General features: G+C 38.7%; 18 protein-coding genes. 15 read left to right on the top strand and 3 right to left on the bottom strand.

Translation table 11 applies throughout. The features are described 5' to 3' along the window. Nucleotides 1-37: 37 nt before the first annotated feature. The 13 genes from ACWNCI_RS05960 to ACWNCI_RS05900 all read left to right on the top strand — a co-directional run bounded on the left by ACWNCI_RS05960 (nucleotide 38) and on the right by ACWNCI_RS05900 (nucleotide 9,678). The gene (locus tag ACWNCI_RS05960; protein WP_449387561.1) at nucleotides 38-322 is read left to right on the top strand and encodes a Crp/Fnr family transcriptional regulator; all 285 of its coding nucleotides are present in this window, start codon (nucleotides 38-40) and stop codon (nucleotides 320-322) included. Continuing rightward, nucleotides 309-596 carry a Crp/Fnr family transcriptional regulator gene (locus ACWNCI_RS05955; protein WP_449387560.1) on the top strand — a complete coding sequence of 96 codons (288 nt, stop codon included), beginning with the start codon at nucleotides 309-311 and terminating at the stop codon, nucleotides 594-596. Before ACWNCI_RS05960 ends, ACWNCI_RS05955 begins: the two co-directional genes overlap by 14 nt. Before the next feature lie 497 nt (nucleotides 597-1,093). Next, entirely contained in the window at nucleotides 1,094-1,870 is a 777-nt protein-coding gene (locus ACWNCI_RS05950) for an SDR family oxidoreductase (RefSeq protein ID WP_449387559.1), read from the top strand. A 16-nt stretch (nucleotides 1,871-1,886) separates the two neighbouring features. Beyond that, nucleotides 1,887-2,321, top strand: coding sequence for a DUF2147 domain-containing protein (locus ACWNCI_RS05945; RefSeq protein WP_449387558.1), 435 nt, complete (start codon nucleotides 1,887-1,889; stop codon nucleotides 2,319-2,321). A gap of 222 nt (nucleotides 2,322-2,543) precedes the next feature. Continuing rightward, entirely contained in the window at nucleotides 2,544-2,900 is a 357-nt protein-coding gene (locus ACWNCI_RS05940) for a hypothetical protein (RefSeq protein WP_449387557.1), read from the top strand. A gap of 7 nt (nucleotides 2,901-2,907) precedes the next feature. Next, entirely contained in the window at nucleotides 2,908-3,819 is a 912-nt protein-coding gene (locus ACWNCI_RS05935; RefSeq protein ID WP_449387556.1) for a helix-turn-helix domain-containing protein, read from the top strand. Between the two features lie 173 nt (nucleotides 3,820-3,992). Continuing rightward, nucleotides 3,993-4,847, top strand: coding sequence for a helix-turn-helix domain-containing protein (locus ACWNCI_RS05930; protein WP_449387555.1), 855 nt, complete (start codon nucleotides 3,993-3,995; stop codon nucleotides 4,845-4,847). Between the two features lie 63 nt (nucleotides 4,848-4,910). Continuing rightward, complete coding sequence (locus ACWNCI_RS05925; protein WP_449387554.1) at nucleotides 4,911-5,738, top strand: NAD-dependent epimerase/dehydratase family protein; 828 nt, start codon at nucleotides 4,911-4,913, stop codon at nucleotides 5,736-5,738. A gap of 83 nt (nucleotides 5,739-5,821) precedes the next feature. Then, nucleotides 5,822-6,391, top strand: coding sequence for a Crp/Fnr family transcriptional regulator (locus ACWNCI_RS05920; protein WP_346985156.1), 570 nt, complete (start codon nucleotides 5,822-5,824; stop codon nucleotides 6,389-6,391). Nucleotides 6,392-6,470: 79 nt separating this feature from the next. Then, entirely contained in the window at nucleotides 6,471-7,331 is an 861-nt protein-coding gene (locus tag ACWNCI_RS05915) for an SDR family oxidoreductase (protein WP_449387553.1), read from the top strand. A 209-nt stretch (nucleotides 7,332-7,540) separates the two neighbouring features. Next, nucleotides 7,541-8,425 (top strand): helix-turn-helix domain-containing protein, encoded by an 885-nt coding sequence (locus tag ACWNCI_RS05910; protein WP_449387552.1) that lies wholly within the window; start codon nucleotides 7,541-7,543, stop codon nucleotides 8,423-8,425. A gap of 80 nt (nucleotides 8,426-8,505) precedes the next feature. Then, complete coding sequence (locus ACWNCI_RS05905) at nucleotides 8,506-9,303, top strand: SDR family oxidoreductase (protein WP_346985159.1); 798 nt, start codon at nucleotides 8,506-8,508, stop codon at nucleotides 9,301-9,303. Between the two features lie 240 nt (nucleotides 9,304-9,543). Continuing rightward, on the top strand, nucleotides 9,544-9,678 hold the full coding sequence (locus tag ACWNCI_RS05900) for a hypothetical protein (protein WP_346985160.1): 135 nt from the start codon (nucleotides 9,544-9,546) through the stop codon (nucleotides 9,676-9,678). A gap of 112 nt (nucleotides 9,679-9,790) precedes the next feature. On the opposite strand, the gene ACWNCI_RS05895 is transcribed toward ACWNCI_RS05900, so the two are convergent. The 3 genes from ACWNCI_RS05895 to ACWNCI_RS05885 all read right to left on the bottom strand — a co-directional run bounded on the left by ACWNCI_RS05895 (nucleotide 9,791) and on the right by ACWNCI_RS05885 (nucleotide 12,453). Further along, nucleotides 9,791-10,597, bottom strand: a complete 807-nt coding sequence (locus tag ACWNCI_RS05895; RefSeq protein ID WP_449387551.1) for a helix-turn-helix domain-containing protein — start codon at nucleotides 10,595-10,597, stop codon at nucleotides 9,791-9,793. Next, entirely contained in the window at nucleotides 10,598-11,569 is a 972-nt protein-coding gene (locus ACWNCI_RS05890) for an aldo/keto reductase (RefSeq protein ID WP_449387550.1), read from the bottom strand. Between the two features lie 263 nt (nucleotides 11,570-11,832). After that, the gene (locus ACWNCI_RS05885; protein WP_346985163.1) at nucleotides 11,833-12,453 is read right to left on the bottom strand and encodes an RNA polymerase sigma factor; all 621 of its coding nucleotides are present in this window, start codon (nucleotides 12,451-12,453) and stop codon (nucleotides 11,833-11,835) included. A 295-nt stretch (nucleotides 12,454-12,748) separates the two neighbouring features. Here ACWNCI_RS05885 and ACWNCI_RS05880 point away from each other — a divergent pair, with 295 nt between their 5' ends. Both ACWNCI_RS05880 and ACWNCI_RS05875 read left to right on the top strand, forming a co-directional pair. Then, nucleotides 12,749-13,699 carry a FecR family protein gene (locus ACWNCI_RS05880; protein WP_449387549.1) on the top strand — a complete coding sequence of 317 codons (951 nt, stop codon included), beginning with the start codon at nucleotides 12,749-12,751 and terminating at the stop codon, nucleotides 13,697-13,699. Between the two features lie 45 nt (nucleotides 13,700-13,744). Next, nucleotides 13,745-17,032 (top strand): TonB-dependent receptor domain-containing protein, encoded by a 3,288-nt coding sequence (locus ACWNCI_RS05875; RefSeq protein WP_449387548.1) that lies wholly within the window; start codon nucleotides 13,745-13,747, stop codon nucleotides 17,030-17,032. Nucleotides 17,033-17,128: the final 96 nt, after the last annotated feature.

Below are 17,128 nucleotides of genomic sequence, written 5' to 3'. Positions count from 1 at the left end.
AGTTAACTGCAATGTAACGAAAGCTAAAACATTTAAAGTGTATATACAATTAGAAAAATATTTTAAATCAAGAACTGAAATTGACGATAAGACACTTTCTTATATCTCCTCATATTCCAAATTTAAAAAGACCAAACGAAACGAGTTTCTGTTGAAAGAAGACGAAATCTGTAAACATTTCTATTTTGTAAATAAAGGTTGCATACGACTTTTTAGCGTTAATAAAGAAGGAGAGGAGGCCACAAGATATTTTCATTTTGAGGATGCTTTTGGAACTGCGCTGCCAAGCTTAATCAATCAAAACCTTTATGCAGACTATTGAACCTTCGGAACTGTTAGTTATAAACCGCGATGACTACTTTCATTTGGTTGAAACAGTTCCACAGTTTGCTTTTATTTACAGACAAATTCTAGAATTAGCCTATATAAAATCCCAAGAACGTATTTACTGTTTTCAGGGTTTAGAAGCAATAGAAAAAGTTCGTTGGGTTTTGACCAATCAAACAAAATTGTTGACAAGACTATCAAACAAAATTGTTGCATCTTATCTGGGACTTACCCCTCAAACATTAAGCAGATTAAAATCAAAGCTCTAAAAATGTGAACATAGGACATGCCGATGCAAAAGAACCATTGATAATCCATTGGTTTAATGATAGTTTTGTTAAGATACCTGCTTTAAAATAATAATATAAACTTCCGATAAATTAAATTTTTATCTTAATTTGATTATCAAAATAAATGATAAGATTAATGAATATTTTCAGACTTCTTATAATCTTTATATCTAAAGACAGTATATTTTCGCTGACAATTAGGGTTTAAAATATTTGTCAGTTATTCTTTGTTGTCCTTACTTCGAAAAATAAGGATTTTTTGTTTTCAGCAAGTGTTTCCAATAATTTCTCTTTTGTTATAGGTTTATTGTCTAAAAACGTTTGTATAGCAAATGGTGTTTGCGATCTTAAATAAAGCTTAGACTGTTAACCTGTTATAAACCTGCAAATATTCCTTTTTACTACAACTTCGCGAATTTTGGATACATCTGCTCAGCGATATTGGCAGAACTTTGCATCAACAATAACAGAAAAAAATGGATCTAAAGAATAGCACCATCCTGATTACAGGAGGAACGAGCGGTATAGGGTTGGAACTTGTCAAACAACTTACCCAGCTGGGATCAACGATCATCATTACAGGTCGTAAACAAGAAGCCTTAAATGATACCAAGAGGCATTTTCCAAAAATACAAGTTTTTCAGAGCGATGTAAGTAATCCGCACGACATTGAGCGCCTCTATAAAGAGATGACGCAACAATTCCCTGATCTGAATATAATCATTAACAATGCAGGTGAAATGCGGTTACTGGACGTTCAGGACACAGGCAAGGATTTGGAAAACATGACCCGTGAGATCGATATCAATCTCACAGGAACGATCCGGATGGTTCATCAGTTTTTGCCACACCTGATCAAAAAGCGTTCGGCGGCCATTGTAAACGTTTCCTCTGCCATTGCTTTTATGCCTTATTCCACCGCTCCGGTTTATAGCGCTTCAAAAGCAGGAGTTCATGCTTATACTCAGGCCCTGCGCCTGCAATTGAACAAAACCAGTGTCAAGGTATTCGAACTGGTTCCCCCAGGGGTGAATACCAACCTTCAGAATGATTGGGTGCTGCCACCAAATCCGGGTCAAATGATGGAGGTGGATAAACTGGTCAGTGTAGCCATCAAAGGACTTCTGAACGACCAGACTGAGATCAAGCCATTCCTGGTGAATGTGATAAAATTTCTGAGCCGCTTGATGCCTAACCAATTGATGAAGTTTGGGCACAAGGAATTTGAAAAATTTAAACAACTTAATAATTAACAATAAATAATCAGTTATGAAAAAAACAATTTTAGCACTGTTTACGATGCTGTTATCACTGGCATCCTTTGCACAGAAACTACCTGCGGATCAAATTATCGGAGTTTGGAAATGTGATGATTACAAGATTGAGCTGTTCAAAGTGGGCAACACTTACTCAGCCAAACTTTTATGGTCGAAAGAGATGTTCGAAGCCGATGGTAAAACATCAAAGAAAGACATTAAAAATCCTGATGAAAAACTCCGCAACAGGTCTGTGCAAGGTCTTACACATATCACCGGTCTTGTCTATAAGGACGGCGAGTACGTAGACGGTAAGCTGTATAGCATACAGGACGGAAACACCTATAGTTTGAAAGGAAAACTGAAAAGCAGTAATGACCTTGAAACCCGGGGCTACAAAGGGATTCCAATGGTGGGGAAATCATTTAAATGGAAAAGGGTTCAGTAATTAATTATAAAAACAATGCTCATGAAAGATAATAAAGACAATTTGTCGAGGTTTTGGTTTGTTGTGTCCAATGTCGTTCCCCCTATAGGGTTCTTCCTGTATTTCAGGCACAGGAAGGCATATCCAAATAAAGCCAGGAAAGCGTTAACAAGCGCAATAATCGGTGTGCCGATCGCAATACTCGGAGGTTATATCATGAATACTTTTATCCTTAGTTAAACCATGATGAAAAACATTATTTCCACAGTATTGCTGCTCATTTCGGTAGTACTTAGTTTCAAACATGCTTGGGATTCCGTATATTACAAAAACAATCCTGAGTCTGTTAAGATGATAGAGAGTTTAGGGATCGGCGAAACATTCATGCCATATATGACTGCTGTAGCTGTAGTAATTGGGATACTTTTGCTGATCCCGGACACTTTTTTCCTTGGCAATATGCTAAATGCGTTTCTGATCGTTATGATCATGGGGCTTGCGCTGCGGGCGGGAAATTATCGTATTGCGTTGATAGAGATCCCGTTTTTAGTGATGCCATTAGTGATGATATGGCTCAAATATCCGTTTAAATTTAAATAAATGCAACATGGCTAACAGTAGTACACCTTACCGAATCAGTTCCATAACAGAAATACACCGTTTGATGGGACTTCCAAAACCTCATCACCCGCTGATCAGCATCGTTGACCTGAAAGGCCTCAGAAATGATACAGGTATAGATGCGGTCGTATTCGACCTGTATGTGATTTCAATGAAAAGAGGATGTGATGGTTTGCATTACGGGCAACAGAAATACGATTTTGATGAAGGATTAATGGCTTTTATGTCTCCCGGTCAGATCCTGCGTGGTGAAGACAGCGGCGTACCTCCGGATCTGGAAGGCTGGATGCTTTTCGTACACCCTGATTTTCTCTGGAACACATCACTTGCTGCCAAGATTAAACGATACGAATACTTTAGCTATGCTACCAGTGAAGCGCTGTTCCTCTCAGATAAGGAAGAGGAAGTAATCAATGACTTAGTTAAAAATATTAAAACTGAATATCATTCCAATATCGACAGGTTCAGCCAGGACATTATTATCTCACACCTGGAAACCTTGCTGAATTACGCCGAACGTTTTTACCAGCGCCAGTTCATCACCCGGAAGATCACTAACCATCAGGTGTTAAACCGCGTGGAAGAGCTCTTAAGCACATATTTAGACAACGAAGCACTGCTGTCTGAAGGATTGCCAACTGTACAATACTTTGCCGGTGCATTGAACATATCCGCTAAGTATTTAAGCAGCCTGTTGAAACAACTGACCGGTCAGACGATGCAGCAGATCATCCATGAGAAACTGATCGAGAAAGCGAAAGAAAAATTATCCACAACGCAGATGTCTGTAAGTGAGATTGCCTATCAGCTTGGTTTTGAGCATCCTCAGTCGTTCAATAAATTATTTAAGAGCAAGACAAAGCAAAGTCCGTTGGATTTCCGTCAGTCCTTCAATTGAAATACTCATATAAGTTTTGAACCTTCGGATATTTATCTTGGAACTCGGTTTTGAATCTCTGTCTCGTTTTTTCCGTTGCTTTCAAAAAAGAGTTTGGGATAGTTTCAACCTCTCTTTTAAGGCATAAAAAAAAATAATTGATTAACTTCGTTTACTAATGATCGTTAGAAGTTATGCGCAGTAACAACACTTTTCCCGAAAATCTGAGTCAAAACAAAGGACTTTCTATACGTATTGTTTCCCCGGAGTTCGGGCATGTATCTCCGGAGTTGGCGGCTCAATATGTTTCTGCTCAACGTTTACCTTATTATTTCCTTCTTTTTGTGCTGCATGGGAGTAGTCAGGAGGTTATCGACGGGGAAACCATCACGGTTAGCAGGCATGAGCTTTTATTTGCATTACCCTATCAGCTCAGGCAACTGACAGCTGGTCACAGCGTAGATTACTATAAACTGGGATTTGACGACGAATGCCTTTCGCGGTTGCCGGGAAAGTTCCCATTTTTGCTCAACCCTCTGAACCAGCAGAAAATCAGTTTCCCGCCCGATGCTGCACTTAGGCTTTGTACTACATTCAAAACCTTAAATGACCTGCTACGTACTGCCGATACTGATCCGGAACTGATCCTGGCTTACCTGAACAGCCTGCTTACAGAAATAAACGCCGCCTATTTTGTAATGCATAAAAAGCACACGGCAGGAAACCTTGATAAATTTTTAGGGTTTAAGCTATTTGTGGAAGAGAATCTTACTGATCAGCCGTCCATAACAGAGATCGCAGAAAAGCTGGCTTTAAGTACAGATGGTTTGTACAGGATTGTAAAACAGCATTCCGGCGTTTCCCCAAAGGAATTCATCACAGACCGATTGATCATCGAGGCAAGGCGTAGAATATATCATAACCAAAAAACATCGGTAAAGGAACTGGCATTTGAGCTCGGCTTTAATGACCCCGGGTATTTTTCGCGTTTGTTTAAAAAAGTAACCGGTAAAACAATAGCCGGCTTTTATCAGGATTTGTCCTTATAAAAGCGGTTTTTGTCCACACCTGACTACTACATTAACCCCACCTTTGTCTAAAATAATTTAATTATGGACAGACAATTTGGTAAAATATTGGTAACAGGTGCAACCGGCCAGATAGGTTCAAGGCTTTTACCCCGCCTTGTTGAAGCAGGATATGATTGTTTCGCACTGGTACGTGGAAAACAGGTTGCGGCCGGAATAACGGCTATAGATGGAGACTTGTTTGATCCCGCATCGCTGGAAAAAGCAGTAAAAGATGCAAAAGCCATCATTCATCTGGCAGCCGTGTTTCGTTCACCGGACACGGATCTCATCTGGAAAAGTAACCTGGAGGGTACGCAAAACCTCATTGATGCTGTAAAACGCAACTCCCCGGATGCCCGCTTCATTTTTGCAAGTACCAGCCATGTTTACGATATGAACAATCCTCACCCCGGCCGGGAGGATGATGCACTTAACCCGCAGCATGCCTATCCGGCCAGCAAAGTGGCTGCTGAAAATGAGTTACGCAAAAGCGGATTGAACTGGTCAGTTCTTCGCTTCCCATTTGTGTATGGGGATGGTGACGGCCACTTGGAAGACTTGCCTAAACATGTAGTCGCGGCTAAATATCATCCGGCGATGCGGATGAGCACCATTCATCATCGCGATATATATACGGCTATAATGATGGCTTTACAAGGGATTATGGATGGGCGGGTGGTCAATATCGCAGATGAGGCGCCAACCACACTTTACGAATTATTGCGCCTTGTTGGTGAAACCATGACTTCATCCGCAGAGCCGCTGGTGAATCCTTGGTATCTGCATGCTGATGCATCATTGGCCCGCACTTTGGGCTTTCAACCTTCCGTAAGGACTGTTTATCAGGCGGCGCGGGAAAACATGCTCTGACAACTTACGCAATTTGTCAGGCTCGCCTCGTTTTTTTACCATATGGTAATTAAGTGCTTTTCGATGTGCACTATCTTTACTTGATGGAAGCGATGATAAATCTTATCCTGCAGTTTGGTGACCTGAACAAACAGCAGATCAAATTTTTACTGAGCAAAGTTGAAACGCTCGAATTTAAAAAGAACGACTACCTGTCGGAAGCAGGTAAGGTGCCCCGTTATGTAGCATTCGTGTTGGAAGGTGTGTTCCGCTTTTGTTATTATAACAACAAGAGTGAAGAGGTCACCAATTATTTTGTGGACGAAGGCAATTTTGTAGTCGATAACGAAAAGTTCGAATCGCAGATCGCTGCTTCAGAATATGTACAGGCTGTGACCGACTGCAAGGTGCTTGTTTTTAATAAAAAGGATTGGGACGATATATCTAATACCATTGTGGGCTGGGAAATGATGAAGGCGAAGATGGTAAAAAAATGCCTTACGCTGGCCATGGAGCGGCGCAGTCCGCTGGTCTCAGAAGATGCCACTACACGTTATCTGTCATTCATTGAGGCGTTCCCCAACCTCATCAATCGCATCCCGCTGTCATACGTGGCTTCATATCTGGGCGTCACCCAGCAATCATTAAGTCGTATACGCCGGAATATCCGTTAATGATGCTTTTTACCATTTGGTAAATGTTTTTTTACTACTATTTTCAATATTTGCATATTCATTTAAAATAATAAAAAAGATGAGCAAAAAGATCGTATTAATAACTGGTACAAATAGTGGTTTTGGCTGGCTGACCGTCCAAAGCGTAGCTGCTTTAGGACATAAAGTGTATGCTACGATGCGCGATACTCAGGGCCGTAATGCTGATAAAGCGGCTGCTCTTGCGGCCGTAGAGAACGTGACCGTTTTGGATGTTACCCTGACAGACGATGAGAGTGCGAAACAGGCTGTTAACACCATTTTGGAGAAAGAAGGCACTATTGATGTGCTGGTGAACAATGCGGGTTATGGCATGACCGGTGTGGCCGAGAGCTTTACCGTAGCCGATGTGCATACTACCTTTGATATTAATGTTTATGCACCTTGGCGACTAATGAAACAAGTGCTGCCAGCCATGCGCAAACAGGCCGATGGACTGATCATTAACGTAACCAGTGGCTTTGGAAGGGTAGCATTCCCGTTCGCTACCATTTATGCTGCCTCAAAATTTGCACTTGAGGGAATAAGCGAGGGACTGCATTACGAGGTAAAACGTTTAGGTATTGATGTAGCTATTGTAGAGCCGGGTGCTTTCCCTACGGAAATGCAGCAAAAAAACAACCCTGCATCTGATCAGGAGGTATTTGAGGGCTACGGTGCCATTGCCGATATTCCCAACAAAATGGTAACCGCATTGACCGCAGAGATGCAAGCTAAAACTCCTAATCCGCAGGATGTTGCTGATGCTATTGTAAAACTTATCGCTACTCCAAAAGGCACCCGGCCATTACGCACCGTGGTTGACCCCATAACCGGACAATATATAGAAGCCGCCAACCAGGCCGTAGCCGAACAGTTTGCCAGAGGCTTGACGGTATTCGGGATGGGTGAGCTATTGTAAACGGAAAAAATTTAATGAGAGCGGCAGTGGCATGACTACTGCCGTTTTTGTTTGAAAATATGTTGAATGCCATTCCGGTAAGACTATGGCGTTGGCTACGCATGCAAGCAATTTTAGGATGGGGTCAGAATTTGTCCAGCATGCAATTAACTTAAAAAAAAATTGGGTGTAAGAATTGGAAAATAGTTTATTTTTTATAAGTTTGGACTATGCAGACTATTAGTATAAATGACTTTTTAGATCAATCAGAAATTAGACACAAATCTAATCCGGGCAACTTTAATATTCTGCGGATTACAGAAAAAGACCCTTGTGCGTTACGACCTATACCTTATAACCGAAGGTCATTTTATAAAATGAATTTACTTAGAGGCTCCTATAACATTCATTTTGCTGAAGAGACCTATAAAGTCCGGAAAGCCGCAATTTTTTTTGCTAATCCTTTGAGTCCGTATAACTGGATACCAAATGATGGGGAGCATAGCGGGGTTTACTGTATTTTTAATACTGACTTTTTCCATAATTTTGGTTCATTGGGAGCTTACTCCGTTTTCCAACAAGATGGATTAAAGGTGTTTGAACTGGAAGAGGAACAGTTTTTTCGTTTAGATGACATTTTTAAAGTGATGGAAGATACGCATGATAGCGATAATGAACACAAGTATGATTTAATCAGGAGCAAAATATATGAACTTCTTCATTTTGCTTCGAAACTGTCTCCCCAAGATTCGAATGTAGATAGGCATAATAAAACTTCGACACGTATTATAAAAGCATTTCTGGATTTACTTGAACAACAGTTCAATACAGAAATAATGCCGCATGGTCGTATTTTAAATAGAGCTTCTGATTTTGCGGAGGCATTGTCCGTACATCCGAACTATCTTAACCGTATTTTGAAGGGAAACATGGGAAGCTCCACAAAGCAGCTTATCCAGGAGCGATTTTTACAAGAAGCGAGACTGCTCTTGAAGCATACCGATCTTGATATTTCGGAAATTTCCCATCGTTTGGGTTTTCGCGAACTTACCCATTTTTCGGGCTTTTTCAAAAAACACGAAGGTATATCTCCATCCATGTATAGAAAAGTTTGATTTTTATAACTATTGGTTTTTATTTCGTTAACTACCAATATGTCATTAGTTCGAAATTTGCCCTGTAAAAAAGAACTACTATGAATAAAAAATGGTTTATTACGGGCACATCAAGCGGTATAGGACGTAATTTAACGGAACAACTTTTAGAGGCAGGACATACGGTTTTTGCCACACTAAGAAAGCCGGAACTGCTAAATGATCTGGCTGAAAAACACTCTGGAAGACTTCATGTGGATTATTTGGAGCTGACGGATTTGGCAAGCATCGAAAAAGCGGTCACCAATGCTTATAAAAAATTGGGACAAATTGATATTGCAGTCAGCAATGCAGGAATAGGTGTTTTTGGGGCAGTAGAAGAATTGGATAGTTCAATAATCATAAAACAACTGGAGGTAAATTTATTGGGTTCCATCATGCTGATAAAGGCTTTGATTCCCTTTTTAAGAAAGCAATCCGAAGGTGGACATATTGTTCAGGTATCATCTGAAGGCGGACAGATTACCTATCCTGGGTTCAGTCTTTATCATGCCTCTAAGTGGGGAATCGAAGGTTTTGTGGAAGCTACTTCCCAGGATGTCTCATCATTCAATATCAGGTTTACCATTGCAGAACCCGGGCCTACCGGTACTAATTTTGGAAACAGCCTGAGGATCGCTGAACCTATGGACGTTTATCAAAGTACCCCGGTTCATGAAATTCGAAAATTTATCGACGCGGGCTTTGGTGAACTGGATAATGTTGCAGATGTTGCAGGGGCGATTATTGAATGTACTGCATTAAAAAATCCTCCCTTACGTTTGCCTATTGGTTCAGTAGCTACAAAAAATCTCATTACTGGTTTGCAAAAAAGGCTCGATGCCATTAAAATGATATAGCATAAACGAGTTACAAACTTCCTCGGGTGTTTTGTCATATTTGCCATGTGTACTAGATAAAGGAAATTGTTAATAGCTTGAAGCTCTTTTGGTTCTACTAAATATAATGCGCCCTGATAAGATATAATTAGTCTTCCATTTATACAAACTGCCAATTGAGCACAAATAACCGACTTCTGGATACTTTTTAGTTAATGGAGATTATCAATTTTGTACCATCAAAATTAAAGGAACAAAGTAATGAAAGCTACATTAATAACAGGAGCATCAGGTGGAATCGGAGAAGCCATAGCCCTGAAACTGGCAGTAAGAAAACAAAATCTGGTATTGGTGGCAGTCAAACACCTTTGGTATTTAGGAAGTCGTTTAATTTAAAAAGTACAAGTCTGGAATTGCTGACTTTGCTGGGATAGTTGAGTTTATTTCAAGATTTATTTACATATAAATGTACTTAAAAGTATTCATTTTATTTTTAATTAACTTTTTATCAACCTAAAGTAGGTGCCTTTCCGAATTTCTTTTTAAATGCGTGAGAAAAATGAGAGAGGCTTTCGAACCCAAGATCTAGGTAGATGGATGAGGGCCTTTTGTTTTTACTTTCAATTAAGTGCCGCGCCTCATTCAATCTTTTGTCCTGCAGCCATTTTCGTGGTGGCATTTCAAAGGTTTTCTGGAAATCTCTTTTAAATCCTGAAAGACTTCGTCCTGTGAGCTGTGCAAACTTTTCTACCGGAACATTGAAGCGATAATTGCTGAGCATAAATCTTTCAAGATCTATCTTATGAGGCTCGGAAAAATCGAATAGAAAATTGCGGAGCACCGGTGCAACATGCAGCATTAATTTAATGCCTTCCTTCACCTTTAAAAGTCCCATTTCGTCTGTCATTTCAGCACCCGAGTTTCTGGCATAGGGAACAATGGATTGAAAATACCCTTTCAGAAACTCGTTATTCGGGAAAATGAGATTTGGAAGCCCATTATATTTAGCATAGGCTTCCATTTTCTCTTCCAGAACTATCTTACGCATCAGATCCTCCTGAAGCGAGATGACGATGGTCTCGTAATGTCCGCCCGGCTCAGGCGTTTTGGTAAGAGTTCCCAGCTGATTTTTGTGAATCAGCAATACTTCGCCGGCAGACATCATCAAATGTTGCTCCGAGGTCTCCAGAACCATCTGACCCGAAACCTGCATGACCAAAGTATGATGATTCCAGATGCAGGCTTTTTCTTTCCGTTCCGAAGAAAGGTAAGAGTAGAATATAACACCGGGAAGGATTTCTGCTGGGCTTTCCATTTATCTTTGAAGATAGGTCTCGCCTTTGATGGCACCTATTGCAAATGTAGTGTTTAAAATGTTCATTTCTTCAGGAGTAAACACAATTTCCATCGCGGCGATATTTTCAGGCAGCCTTGACCTGCGACTCATACTCACCAATGGCATGATATGATCGCCTTGTTCTTTCACCCAGGCAATAGCAAGTTGTGTTGGTGTAAAGCCTTTGTTAATAGCCATCTGTTTAAGGACTTCTACTTTTTCAAGATTATGGATAAGATTCTCGCCTTGAAAACGGGAGAAATAATTTCGGTAGTCATCTTGTGAAAGTGGTGCTTTTAGATCACCGGTTAACAAACCTTCGGCCGTATTGGCAAAAGCTACAACACCGATTCCTAATTCTCTGGCGGTGGGTAGTAGATCATTTTCGATCTGACGGCCTGCCAAAGAATAACCAATTTCCAGTGCACTGATCGGATAAATATCGTTAGCAGTACGAAGCTGCTCAGCAGTGATCTCTGATACCCCGATATGGCGTACTTTGCCTTCCTGAATAAGGCCGGCAATTGTTCCGATGATATCCTCGATAGGTACGCTGTCATCCATTCTGCTTGGCTGGTAAAGATCAATGGTCTCTATTCCCAGCCGGGTAAGAGAGTAGTTGACAAAATTCTTGATCGCTATTGGGCGGAGATCCATCCCGATCCATTGCCCATTATGAAAGATTGCCCCAAATTTGACACTGATGAAGGTTTCATCACGTTTTCCCTTGATCGCTTTGCCAATGAGCATCTCATTGTGACCTGCTCCATAGAAATCCCCGGTATTAAGAAAATTGATCCCACTGTCCAAAGCCTGGTGAATGGTCGCAATACTTTCAGCTTCATCCGGCGTGGGCCCGCCCCAGATGGATGACATTCGCATACATCCCAAACCAAGTTTAGACACCATAGGTCCGTTATGACCCAATTGAATTTTAGTAATTTCTGACATTTGATTGATTTAATGTGATAGGACAAAGGTCTTCATTTATTAACTAAATTACTTTCTTCTACGGTTCAATTTACTTGTCTGTATGGTTCAACATGGAGATAAACAAAATAAAGTCATTCGTATAATATGCAACTTATCATAATCTACTATCATTTTTCACACGAGATCACTTCTTTTTCCAATTGCTTGTTGCCCCAATGGTGCAGATGTTTGATGAACGGAATTAGGTTTCACTGAGAGCGTATTCTACTTGAGTAAGCAAATTAATTCATAGTAGAAACCATTTCTATATACATCAGAAAATAAAGCAAATTTTTGGAAGACTTATACTTTGGCTCTACCTGACTTCGAATTTTGGTGAGAACACTGTTTAGTTTATTATGCACTGTCTTATCAGTAATACCAAGTATTTGAGCTGTTTCTTTTACCGTTTTATTCTGGCGGATCCTCAAATCATATACCTTCTGCTCTGTATCAGTAACACCATATAGAACATCTTTAATCATTGCAAATAGCTCCTGTATATCGTTCTCTTCAAAAATTTCAAAATATTCTGAAGCACTTATATCATCTAATAGATCTTCTGAAATATCTGAATTTTCAGGATTACTGCTTGAGGCATGGTAAAAATCAATGACTCTGAAATGCATGTAACGAAATAAATATTTTCTAGCGCATTGCTCATCGTCAACCTGAACAAATTCCGGGTTTTCGAAAATTTTCAGCCATAAATTCTGAAGCAATTCTTCAGTACTATATTTATTTTTTGTTCTTACAAAGACCATTTTATAAAGGCCCTCATAGTAACGGTTATATAGAAGTGAAAACGCATTCTGGTCCCCAGTTCTAATTTTTTTTAGAAGAACTAAATCCGTCTTACCCATGAGACAATTTTTACACTACAAAAATAGGATGTTAATGTTAATTTTCGATGAATAAATCCATAGTTGATTGTTAATTAATCATTAATGATTGTAGTCTGATAATATTTTAATAATAATTTAAATGCTTGATATTTAGAATTTTAAATTATTAATAAAACTTTATTTCATAATATGTTGATATGTAAATTTGAAAAAATGCTGAGGGAGTATTTAAGATTTTACCTGTTATATAAATAGAGAGGGTAAGTTCCTTACATTCTTGCATTATACAAAAGTAAAAAATTAATCTATTAGAATGAAAAACAATAAAGACAATAAGCTAAAGGCATTTATTTTCTTTTTCTGGGGTAGGGAAACATCAGGTGAAACTTTGACAAAAAATGAAGCTGAGCTTTCAAAATTGTTGGAAGAAGATGCTTTAAAAGATCTGGATATCCAACATCTGGATCTAACAAAGAAACATATATTGTTGAATATAAAACAAAGTTCTGTAGTTACTCTTCAAAAAAGCAGCTATTTCACTACAAAAAGGCTGTTAACGTTTATACCAGCTGCAGTTATAATATTGTTACTATCATTGAGTGGTATTTCTATTTACAAAACATATTTTCAATCGGATGTTTATTTTGCCAAATCTGTAAACCAAAAAATAATTTTGAAAGACGGTACTGTAGTTACCTTATTAAAAGGTGCAAAATTGACCGTTGAAAAGTCATTTCCTGAAGATACCAGGTGGGTAAGCTTAAAAGGTGATGCAATCTTTTCGGTGGCAAAATCAAAAAAACATCCATTTGTGGTTCAGGCTGAAAACTTCAGTACCAAAGTGCTAGGTACAGTGTTTAAAATCTCACAGTCCGGGAATAATAAGGCAGTAGATTTATATGAAGGTAAAGTTGCTGTTTCTTATGAAGGCGCACCTCTTTGTTACTTAAAACCTAATCAGGTTTGGACCAATTTCGGGATCGCTCGTACAGCAGCAGTTTATTCAAAGAATATTGATGAGAAGTCGGGGAAATCCGTGACAAAAATAGAATCCCTGAGTTTCAATGAGGTTCCATTTGGAGAAATTATCAGTGTTATAAAAAATCATTATAAAATAAATATCATCTATCCTACAGGAATTGCCTCAAAAAGAATTTCGGCAGAACTTAAAGGAAGTATTGATGATAATATTGAGGTATTAGCCTTTGCGGTTGGCCTTCAAGTAGAGAAAGACAATACAAACACCTACACACTTAAAAAATAAAAAACTATTCATAAACAAATCAAATAATTAAGGAAATCAATTATAATGAGTAAAATAATGAAATGCGGGCTTACTGTTGCTGTTGTATTTTTTGCAGTATCATTACATGGACAGGAATTGATACAAAAGGTATCGTTTGAGGTTTCTGCGAGTAGTCCGTTGGTTAGAACACTTGATGAATTTGCCGTAAAAACAGGTTTAGGATTAACATATTCAAAAGAAGATTTTAAAGGATTAAAAGTAAAAAATATAAAGTGTGAGAGTATTTCGATTAAGGAATGCCTGCAGGAAATTACAGATGGTCTGCCTGTGACATTCAGAATGCGTGGAAATCTCGTGTCATTGAAATATAATGGAGACCACTCCGATATTTTGGGAAACGGAAGGCTGTCGGGAAAGATCGTAAATGAAGTCGGGGATCCCGTTATTGGAGCGGAAGTGATCGTAGGGGGAAGAAGGGCCATTACAGACAACAATGGTAATTTTACGCTGGATATAACTGCCGGAGAATACACCCTTACTGTGGTAGCAGATAAATATAGTCCTTTACGTGTAGAAAAGCTTTTTATAAAAATAAATGAAACCAATGCAGTTTCTTTTGCATTAAAACCACTTTCTAATAAAGAAACTTCTATAAAAGAAGTGGTAATCACGGGCGTTCGAAAAGCTGATACACAGGCAGGGTTATTAATTCAGCAAAAAAAAGCGGCTCAGATGAGCGATGGGATCTCGGCTGAACAAATATCCAAAACACCAGATAGCGACGTTGGTGCAACGTTAAAGAGAGTCACAGGCGTCACTACAATTGATAACAAATATGTGGTAGTGCGCTCGATGGGTGAACGTTGGAATACAGCGGCAATGGATGGTATTAATCTACCAAGTACGGAAGCATATAATAATAATTTTTCTTTTGACATTATTCCGACTGCAATGGTAGAAAGCATTGTTGTAAGCAAAACTGCAACGCCTGACATGAACGCAAGTTTTGCAGGAGGTTATGTTGAAGTAAAAACCAAGGACATCCCGAATAAAGATTTTATTACCATAAATATGGGAACATCTTATAATGATATCTCTACATTTAAAGAATTTCTTACCCGTAAACGTGGAAAATACGACTACTGGGGATATGATGACGGGACGAAGGCCTTTCCCCAGGGATTAGAGCCTATGGATTGGAATAACCAATTGTTTTTTGAGCAGTCAAAACAGTTTAAAGATAACTTTTCAACTTATCAAACAACAGCTGACTTAAACTCCAGCTTCCAGTTGGCATTTGGTAAAAGTTTTCAGCTTAAAAATAATGATAAATGGGGATTTGCGGGAGCTGTAACTATAAGAAATGAACAGAATAAATTAAATATTGATCATACAGGAAGAGGAAACTGGCTTGACACTTCGTACTTTACGGATGAAGCAACATCCTTTAAATTTTATAATTTTAAAAACAAGGGAGCGTCCTTCAACTACAATTCAACAGCAGCAGCAATGTTAAACTTTGGTTTGCAGCTGGGAAAGAACAGGTTTTCATTCCGTAATTCATATACCCACATCTATGATAATACGCTTACAAAGGTAACAGGCTGGAACGAATATACTAACGGAAGCGGACTGCCTGAAAATGCAGAAGCATCTTACAATTACTTCTATAATGGTGTAATTCCGAATAATGATATTTCTCAACTTTCAACTTTGGACAGGCCATATACCGATAATACAGATTATCCAATTTATCAGACCTTATTACAAAATAAACTGGAAGGAAGCCACAAAATTGGAAATACCGAATTAAGCTGGTTTGCTGCAAGAACTGGAGTAGAGGCGGATACGAAAGATTATACAATGCATCAGACATTTTACGATTTTATTGGAAGTGAAATTTTAACGTATCATAAAGTTTATAATTCAGGTAATAATTTCGCAAGAGGTATTATAAAAAATAAAGAAACGGATTATAATTTCGGAGTTTCGTTCAAATGGAGTTTAAATATCGGTAACTTCAGAAATGATATTAAAACAGGATACGCAGGAACCCTAAAAAATAATACCAATCAACAGGAAAAATTCTTTCTTAGAGTTGATGAGAACAGGGATGTTCCAAATACTGAAAAAAATTACTTATTGATGTATGGGTCACTGTCAAACTGGTTCAATGGCTCATACTATGTGCCGGGGGGAATAGGTTGGCAAACCCGCCCTTTATATAAAAATAACAAATATGAAGGTAAAGTTACTCAGCATGCTCCCTATCTGATGTTTGACAATCGTTTTGGAAGTAAGCTCCGTTTGGTTTGGGGTGTGAGGGCTGAATATTTCAAATACGATCAACTTTCTCAACAGATCGATGAGGAAGACTCAAGAAATCTAAATAGAGAAGTAATCGACGACAAAGCCTGGCAGTGGATGCCCTCCGCCAATTTTACATACAGTCCAACTAGTAAGATCAATCTCAGACTGGCCTACAGTAAATCAGTCATTCGTCCCCAATTTAACGAAAGAACCGGATTGCCCTATTTTGATCCCGTTGCCAACGGTCTCATCTATAATACACAAATGACATCATCTGTAATTAAAAACTATGATTTCAAGTTCGAATGGTTTCCGGGATTAGGTGAAATTATCTCTGCCGGGCTTTATTATAAAGACCTTGATCTCCCTATTGAACGCGAAGGATATATATCTAATGAGGGTAATTTATACCTCTATAACGGAAATTCTAAAAATGCAAAACTGAAAGGTTTTGAGGTTGAAGTCAGAAAGAACCTTGGTTTTATTGTAAAGGATTCCTTTTTAGAACATTTTTTTATCAGCGGAAATTTCACTTATAACGATACCAAAGTGATTGCTTTTAAGAATCGTTTTGACACAAAGAATAGTGCAGAAACATATGAAGTTGAACGGCCGCTTTACGGACAAACACCATGGGCATACAACCTCGGATTTTCTTATGAAAGCGATCGGTTGGGACTCAATCTTCTCTGGAATGCTAAAGGAGAGCAATATGTTACGGTTGGTTATGATTATAATGCCGAAGAAATCCAGCTTCCTTACGCTGTTGCTGATGCACAGATTTCATATAAGATGCTTAAAGATAGAAATCTGGAAATTAAACTTAATGCAAAAAATATTTTTAACAGGGTTATAGAATATTATAACAATAATAACTCCTATTCAGCGGAAGGTGCAACTCCCGGTACTTTTGTTACTACCCGAGAATCTATGCATCTCATACCCGGAGCCACTGATAAATATGATAGAAATATAGACAAAGTATTGTTCCGTGCATACAGAGGAAGAACCTTTGGAATAAACATAAGCTATACTTTTTAAAGTAAATGTATTTGGAAAATGCCGGATAAGAATTATATGAAATTTACACCAAATTCTAGATAGAATTTTAAAATACAATCGGCCTGTAAGCTGATA

Source organism: Chryseobacterium lineare, from assembly GCF_977014045.1.
This window is presented reverse-complemented; position numbering and strand designations above follow the sequence as displayed.

Coding starts and splice junctions, on each gene's coding strand:
- ACWNCI_RS05955 (WP_449387560.1), top strand. CDS start 309: ATGCAGACTATTGAACCTTCGGAACTGTTAGTTATAAACCGCGATGAC.
- ACWNCI_RS05950 (WP_449387559.1), top strand. CDS start 1,094: ATGGATCTAAAGAATAGCACCATCCTGATTACAGGAGGAACGAGCGGT.
- ACWNCI_RS05945 (WP_449387558.1), top strand. CDS start 1,887: ATGAAAAAAACAATTTTAGCACTGTTTACGATGCTGTTATCACTGGCA.
- ACWNCI_RS05940 (WP_449387557.1), top strand. CDS start 2,544: ATGATGAAAAACATTATTTCCACAGTATTGCTGCTCATTTCGGTAGTA.
- ACWNCI_RS05935 (WP_449387556.1), top strand. CDS start 2,908: ATGGCTAACAGTAGTACACCTTACCGAATCAGTTCCATAACAGAAATA.
- ACWNCI_RS05930 (WP_449387555.1), top strand. CDS start 3,993: ATGCGCAGTAACAACACTTTTCCCGAAAATCTGAGTCAAAACAAAGGA.
- ACWNCI_RS05925 (WP_449387554.1), top strand. CDS start 4,911: ATGGACAGACAATTTGGTAAAATATTGGTAACAGGTGCAACCGGCCAG.
- ACWNCI_RS05920 (WP_346985156.1), top strand. CDS start 5,822: ATGGAAGCGATGATAAATCTTATCCTGCAGTTTGGTGACCTGAACAAA.
- ACWNCI_RS05915 (WP_449387553.1), top strand. CDS start 6,471: ATGAGCAAAAAGATCGTATTAATAACTGGTACAAATAGTGGTTTTGGC.
- ACWNCI_RS05910 (WP_449387552.1), top strand. CDS start 7,541: ATGCAGACTATTAGTATAAATGACTTTTTAGATCAATCAGAAATTAGA.
- ACWNCI_RS05905 (WP_346985159.1), top strand. CDS start 8,506: ATGAATAAAAAATGGTTTATTACGGGCACATCAAGCGGTATAGGACGT.
- ACWNCI_RS05900 (WP_346985160.1), top strand. CDS start 9,544: ATGAAAGCTACATTAATAACAGGAGCATCAGGTGGAATCGGAGAAGCC.
- ACWNCI_RS05895 (WP_449387551.1), bottom strand. CDS start 10,597: ATGGAAAGCCCAGCAGAAATCCTTCCCGGTGTTATATTCTACTCTTAC.
- ACWNCI_RS05890 (WP_449387550.1), bottom strand. CDS start 11,569: ATGTCAGAAATTACTAAAATTCAATTGGGTCATAACGGACCTATGGTG.
- ACWNCI_RS05885 (WP_346985163.1), bottom strand. CDS start 12,453: ATGGGTAAGACGGATTTAGTTCTTCTAAAAAAAATTAGAACTGGGGAC.
- ACWNCI_RS05880 (WP_449387549.1), top strand. CDS start 12,749: ATGAAAAACAATAAAGACAATAAGCTAAAGGCATTTATTTTCTTTTTC.
- ACWNCI_RS05875 (WP_449387548.1), top strand. CDS start 13,745: ATGAGTAAAATAATGAAATGCGGGCTTACTGTTGCTGTTGTATTTTTT.